We start from the raw sequence: 6,728 nt of genomic DNA on the forward strand, positions 1-6,728 counted from the left end.
TAGTATACCATCAGCCTTCACTTTTGTTTCTTTATTATATTTAGCCAGTATGACATTTATTTATAGCAGAATCAACCATTTTAACTAACAAGTTTTCTTCTATTTTCTCCCTAGCTATACGATGAGCATATTGGCCTAGTACAAGATCAAAGTCAACATAATAATTTTTATTTTTTACATTAAATCCAGATAGTACAGGTCTGTTATAAGAAATATCAGAAGGTCTAATAGTATTTAATTTCCAAAATACATTTTCACATTTACTTATGACAACTCTACCAAAATACATTGCCAAGTCATTGCAAATGGAAAATATAAAGGAATCAGGTTTTCCATTTACAACATTTTCCTTAACACATTGCACAAACCAATTATCCAATTTTTCAATGGATATTAAACTTAAATCTAGTTCGATATTTGAAAAACTTACCAAATCTTGCAAGATTTTTATTCTTTCATCAATATTAGAAATGAAAAGTTGAAAATGTTCTTTCGCCTCTTTTTTATCTAATAGATGTAGCGGAGAATTTACCTGAGGGTCAAATATTATATAATTTTTCTTATTCATTAATGATAATTTCAATTCCATTTTTCTCTAATTCTGCTTTTAATGGGGCTGTTGGACCTATTTCTCCAGTAGTACTGCTTCTGCTAAATTCCCATCTTACAGAATTGACACCAGAAGTAGGATCATTGAGTAATTCTACATCTTTGTCAAGTTGCCTTCTAATAGATTTGGTTAAACTTGTTCTCCCAACTTTAGATTCAATAGCAATACCTTCTGACGTTAAAACATCAATATATCTTATTCCATCTGTAGTATTTGCAGTTACCTCCTTTCTAGCTCCAGGAAATCTCTTAGCGATGTTATCTCGGGCTACATCACCAGAAGACTTATTTTTAATAATCTGAGGGATGTCATCAACTGAAGAAATCTTAGGTGATTTGTTCTTAACTGGCAATTCTGGGCCGATAAATTTGGATCCCACATAAGCTTCTGCTATAAAGGCTAAACTGCCTTCAAAAAATTCAGGACTGGAAACTTTATCTCCTAAATTCTTCAATTGTTGTTTGGCAGGTGTGTTTACGGTATAGTCGTACAGTTTTTTTGTAGAATCAGTAATACCCTCTCCAGTAGCTACAGCTTCTTGTGCAACAGCTTTCCCATAACCAAAAATCCCATCGTGGTAAATCTTCTTGACTGTTGCGACCCCACTGTTCCAAATAACATTCACAGAATTATTTATTGTTATAGCCGCATTTGGAACAGCAATTAAATAATCAAAAGCATCACCATTGTAATCAAGTTTTTCTACATAAGACACTTCCTCTTCCCCTTCTAGTTCAGTATAGGCTATGACCTTGTTGCCACCAAAACTATATGGAGAATAATCAGGATATTTTTTTGTTAAGGGATCCACCGCAAAAAACCTCCCCACCCTCGGGTCGTGCATCCTAAAGGTATAGTTTAGGGAATTTCCTTCTCCCTTGATCTCATCATCCATCTCCTGCCCCTGGAAGCCATAACGGTAGTCCGCGGTGTTGGCGTGGCGCCCGGGCATAAGCATTCCGAAGGGATGGCTTATTTATGTGAAAGAACTTAGATTAAGAAAATTATTTTGTCAATTAGCGAAATGATTTTACATTTTTTTTAAAATATCTTCTGGAACTAAATCATTTTTGCTCACATATTCAATTTTTAATTGATCATTCATTTCTATGCAGTTTTTAATAATTTCTATTAAACAATAAAAAATATAAATTAAATTATCGACATTATTTCGAATATTCAATATTATTTTCAGACTCTCAACTTCAATTTCCTTAAAATCAAAAATAACTCCTTTACTTATATATCTTTTGGGGAAATTTTGAAGCAATAATCCCTTAAATTTTTTTCTAATGTCATTTAATTGCCTGGGGTTAGAAATTAAAATTTTTTTCTTGTTCTTAAGAGTTGAATAATCAATATTCAACTCTTCTAGTACTGCGAAAATGGTTAAAAGTGAGGCATTATTGTCACTAAACGAACAATATTTCTGCGAAAAATTTGAATAAAAATAGTACATTATCCCCCTGATTTTTTAGTAAATATTACATGAATATCTTCTCCCACCTCTTGAATTATAGGTTCTCCACCAAAACCTGCCTCTTTAGCAGCCTTACCTGTTGGAGTTTCAAAAACTGCTTTACTTGGAGACATGCTTTTTAATGCTTCCTTATATTTTATATAATTAGTAGAAGATTCATTTGTATTATTGAAGTTCCTCTGCCAAACACCTTTAATTTCAATAGGATCCCATTTCGTAATAGCTTCTTTAATTGACTTAGTCAATAAACCCTGTCTTCGCATAGCCGCTGGAACTTCTACATGCAATTCTAAAACACCTTGATATACCTGAGCAGTTCCTAATGATTGACCATCACTTGTAATCAACATACCCCAATCATCCGCTCCTTCCATTACTTGTCTAACGAAAACTTTTGTTGTAGAATTCTGACGTATTGCTAAAGCTTCAACTTCAGCTTTGGTGGGAACATAAAACTGAGGTTTTGAATTATAACTTCGAGAGGAATTAATATTACCTCGTGTCATTGAATTAATACCGTAGACCTCCAAGGTAAGCAACATGACAGATTTCTCTCCTTCCCAAGCTCTCTCAATATAATCCTTATTAAGGGCAGGATATTTCTGTGGAGGACGACCATTTAACATCTCATTTGCATTAAATGTAAGATCAAGAAAATCTATCATTCTATCCACAAGCCAAACTTTAACTGGTCCATTTTCCTTTATAAACTCTGCTTTTTCAGAATCGTTTAATAAAGTTCGAGATTCTAATCCTTCAAGTTCAATATCAAAAATAGGACTATTCGAACTGAATTGGTAGGGTGAATAAAATGGGAATTTCCGCTCTAACGGATCAACCGCAAAGAATCTCCCCACCCTCGGGTCGTGCATCCTGTATGTATAATTCAAACTATTCCCCTCTCCTTTAATCTCATCATCCATCTCCTGTCCTTGAAACCCATAACGGTAATCAGAAGTGTTCGCATGCCGCCCCGGCTGCAACATGCCGAAGGGATAGGATTTTTATGTGAAAGAACTTATGCTAAAGATAGATTTTTTTAAGCAGAAATATTTACTAAGAACAAGGAAGATAAATTTTTAATCCTTAAAGTTATGGAAACCATTCTTACCTAAACGAAGTTTAAACAGTTTTTAGATAAAATGTACCGGTCTAAACGACTAAAATGCTACTCGTTAAAGTAGATTAATTTTACTTTGTATATGTTCCATTACCTATATTTTTTTCTAAAACATCAATAACTTCAGCCCATACTAGGGGACCTATAAATATGGTTTTACTTAGTTCTTTATTTTTAATTTTAATTTGCCATAAAGCTAATTTTTCTATAGTTGTATTATAAGCTAATGTAGTTTCACAATCCGATTTTTCATAACATAAAAAAAATTCTTCAGTTAAAAAACAATTCCACCCTATGCCCAATCTTCCATCGTAAAATGAACTTATTGCAATCTTTCTAGTTGACAGCAGCCAAATAGAAAAAAATGACAGAAGTAAAGTGTATTTCAATAATTTTCTTTTAGCAAACAGAATGACTAGTATAAAACCTATCAACCCTGCACTACAGTAAATAAAATTTATGTTTGAAACATCTGTTAAATATTCGGCACTTTCAGAAGTGTAAAAGATCTTGCCCAATTTCCCATATCCTAAAAACGAAAAACAAACAAGCGTAAACCAAACTAATAATAAAAATTTTTTCATCATTTTTATTCTTCTATTGGAACTGATAAATTAACTCCTGCTGGCATGGTATTATCTTTAATAGTATGAGGAGATGTTACTTCTTCTGAATCAATCAACAATGTTGCAGAATTTGAACCATCAAAACTCAGGACATTGTTATATCCCATACTAGCCATCGCATCTCTAATTTCATCTAATGTATATCCTATTGAGCCATCTTGTTGAGATACAATCGCCCAGTTTCCTGTATTTGAATTATAACCTAAAATAGTTTTTCCAACAGTTTTATTATTTTGGTTACTAAATCCGCTACTGCTTTTTTGAAGTAAATATTGTTTATTTTCCTCGCTAACTTCTCCTTTTGCCGCCAATCCTTTTGGAGCCCCATTTGAATAGATATTTGTTTCACCATATTTGAGACCATCTACAATTAAGGGAATACCACCTCCAATAGCAAATTGACTATCAGCAGGAGGGTCACCCATTCCAGTAAACCAAGAACAACTTTCAGCCGGATCTCCAGCAAAGTAAAAGGTACCTGTAGAAGACCTTCCGGATAAGATTTTACCATTTTCGATATTATATCCTTGACCAGGGAATAAGGTATTATCGCGTGGAAACCAAGATGCAAGATAATTGGCATGAGACACTTTTCTATCAAAAAGTTGTGTGTTGATTGCAAAATCTTGTTTTTTAGTATCTATATATTTCATCGCATCTGTTAAACTTTCATCTGAATTTCTAATAACAAATTTCCAATCTACATTTTGTAATTTTATTAAATATACTCCTTCTGTCATCTTCTTTATTTCAGCTTCAAGCCCTTCAAGTTCGACTGCTGTGATAACCACATTTTCACTAAAAGCATAAGGACTATTAAATGAGAACCTACTGGCTAATGGATCAACCGCAAAGAACCTTCCTATCCTTGGGTCGTGCATTCTAAATTTATAATTAATGGAATTTCCCTCTCCTTTTATCTCGTCATCCATCTCCTGTCCTTGGAATCCATAACGATAGCCAGATGTGTTCGCATGCCGCCCCGGCTGTAACATGCCGAAGGGATAGCATATTTATGTGAAAGAACGTGGGTTAAAAATAAGATTTTTGAATTTGACACAACTGATTATATTTTTATATCACTCCCATATTTATATTGATCTTGTGACCTTGAAGCTTTAAAATAAAAACTCTTTACCCATGACAATGTAATTTTATGTTTTACTATGATATTGAATAACTGCTTGAGAAGACAAGAGCCTTCCATTTTATCTTCTTGATATTCTTGTCAAGGCTTATAAACTGAAGGTTTGTAAAAAAGAAAGCACACGTGCTTAAACCTTTTATAATGTTCCAAGGGTTGAAGAGATCATTAGTTAATAATATCCGCCAAAATATGCCCTTATTTGTGCTTGTTAATTATTTTTTTAAATTCCAGTGTATCCAATTTTATTATTTTTTCCAAAGAATTACCCATCTTTTTAAGGTAGGAAGATTTTTTTATAGGCATATATAGCGTATCTCCATAAAATATAAAGAATCGAAGGCTCGTTTCTGTAACATCTTTTGTAATTTCTATTTTACCATTTTTAAAATTCAAAGATCCTCTTTTATACCATACAGATTTTATATCACATTCTCCTTTGTTAAGATTTTTACAACGTATAAATTCGTCAGATGTATCTTTAAGCATTCTGTAAAATTCTTGCCGAACTTCTATTGGAAGCTTATCCCAAGTACTATTTATTTCTGTATTACTCTGTTCAGAACATCCAATGGTACTTGCGAAAATAACTAAAGAAATACAAATAAATATTATTTTAGCCCTTCCCATCATTTTCTTCTTTTATGGGTTGTGGTTGATTTTCCTTACTAATATTTTCTATTTCTTTTGTAGCTTTCAAGGTCTGAAAAGCTGATTTTAGTTTCGGAATTATTTTTTTTGCATTTTCATCCATATTACCTGTATGATTACCAAGCTTAGTCCAGAATTCGTCTGAGGTATCGTTATATTCTATTTGAAAAGCACCATTATAAAATTCGTTCAATTGATGAGAGTCTGCTCCGGACACAATATCAAATTTTGAATCTACTTGGATGAAATTTACATATTTTCGTGCATTTTCTGATAGCGAATGAACACTATAATCTTTCATTCCTCCACTTTCTTCATCATAAGCGACGATCTCTTGAACGGGTGTATTGATAATAATCAGATCTATTCTAGGTATTTCACTAATATTACCTTTATCAAGTTCAGATATATAATGATCTACTAATAAATTGGCGGCCTCAATCCCAACATTGCCGCCATGACTATGTCCAATCATTAAGATAGGTTTTGGTTTTAATGGGCTAAATACATTCGCTCCTTCTTCAAACTTATTAGTTCCAATTATTAATTCTGCCAATTCCCTTCCGCCTCGTTTTCGGGAATATGGATTAAAGGCTCCACCCCAATTTTGGGTATATACATCTTGCAGACCTGTTCGTTCCCTTCCAAAGTCTGAATAAAGTGTGCTAAAATATCCGCTGGGATCATAATTTGGATCTGATGAAAAACCAATTGTGCCATGAATTAGATATGTTTCTAATCCTTCCAATTCAACAGCATCAATAACACGATTTCCACTAAATTGATACGTCGAAAGCCAAGGATAATCATGAGCTAATGGATCCACAGCAAAAAACCTACCCACCCGAGGATCATGCATTCTGTATTTGTAGTTGATAGAGTTTCCCTCCCCTTTAATCTCATCGTCCATCTCCTGCCCCTGAAACCCGTAGCGGTAATTCGAAGTGTTCGCATGCCGCCCGGGCATAAGCATGCCGAAGGGATAGTAATTCAATATTCACTCAATTCACTATTTAAAAGAACTTTTGACCTTTTTATAAACCAAAAAAAGAACCTTTTCGAGTCATTAATAGGTTTAATGGTCTAAAAATAGAACT

Annotated in this window: 8 protein-coding genes; all 8 read right to left on the reverse strand. The window is 33.4% G+C overall.

All coding sequences use genetic code 11. The features are described from left to right. Positions 1 to 40: 40 nt before the first annotated feature. Positions 41 to 568, reverse strand: coding sequence for a hypothetical protein (locus ESU54_RS16305; protein WP_146744007.1), 528 nt, complete (start codon positions 566 to 568; stop codon positions 41 to 43). Next, on the reverse strand, positions 561 to 1,568 hold the full coding sequence (locus tag ESU54_RS16310; protein WP_111844874.1) for an RHS repeat-associated core domain-containing protein: 1,008 nt from the start codon (positions 1,566 to 1,568) through the stop codon (positions 561 to 563). The genes ESU54_RS16305 and ESU54_RS16310 overlap by 8 nt, the downstream gene beginning before the upstream one ends. A 72-nt stretch (positions 1,569 to 1,640) precedes the next feature. Next, the gene (locus ESU54_RS16315; protein WP_111844873.1) at positions 1,641 to 2,069 is read right to left on the reverse strand and encodes a hypothetical protein; all 429 of its coding nucleotides are present in this window, start codon (positions 2,067 to 2,069) and stop codon (positions 1,641 to 1,643) included. Beyond that, positions 2,069 to 3,076 (reverse strand): RHS repeat domain-containing protein, encoded by a 1,008-nt coding sequence (locus tag ESU54_RS16320; RefSeq protein WP_111844872.1) that lies wholly within the window; start codon positions 3,074 to 3,076, stop codon positions 2,069 to 2,071. The genes ESU54_RS16315 and ESU54_RS16320 overlap by 1 nt, the downstream gene beginning before the upstream one ends. A gap of 205 nt (positions 3,077 to 3,281) precedes the next feature. Next, positions 3,282 to 3,797 carry a hypothetical protein gene (locus ESU54_RS16325; RefSeq protein ID WP_111844871.1) on the reverse strand — a complete coding sequence of 172 codons (516 nt, stop codon included), beginning with the start codon at positions 3,795 to 3,797 and terminating at the stop codon, positions 3,282 to 3,284. A 2-nt stretch (positions 3,798 to 3,799) separates the two neighbouring features. Further along, positions 3,800 to 4,831: a phosphodiester glycosidase family protein gene (locus ESU54_RS16330; protein ID WP_111844870.1), complete on the reverse strand. Its 1,032-nt coding sequence runs from the start codon at positions 4,829 to 4,831 to the stop codon at positions 3,800 to 3,802. A 347-nt stretch (positions 4,832 to 5,178) separates the two neighbouring features. Beyond that, positions 5,179 to 5,613, reverse strand: coding sequence for a hypothetical protein (locus ESU54_RS16335; RefSeq protein WP_111844869.1), 435 nt, complete (start codon positions 5,611 to 5,613; stop codon positions 5,179 to 5,181). Continuing rightward, the gene (locus tag ESU54_RS16340; protein WP_146744006.1) at positions 5,597 to 6,625 is read right to left on the reverse strand and encodes an RHS repeat domain-containing protein; all 1,029 of its coding nucleotides are present in this window, start codon (positions 6,623 to 6,625) and stop codon (positions 5,597 to 5,599) included. The genes ESU54_RS16335 and ESU54_RS16340 overlap by 17 nt, the downstream gene beginning before the upstream one ends. Between the last annotated feature and the right edge of the window lie 103 nt (positions 6,626 to 6,728).

Source organism: Aequorivita antarctica, from assembly GCF_007997155.1.
Classification (GTDB): domain Bacteria; phylum Bacteroidota; class Bacteroidia; order Flavobacteriales; family Flavobacteriaceae; genus Aequorivita; species Aequorivita antarctica.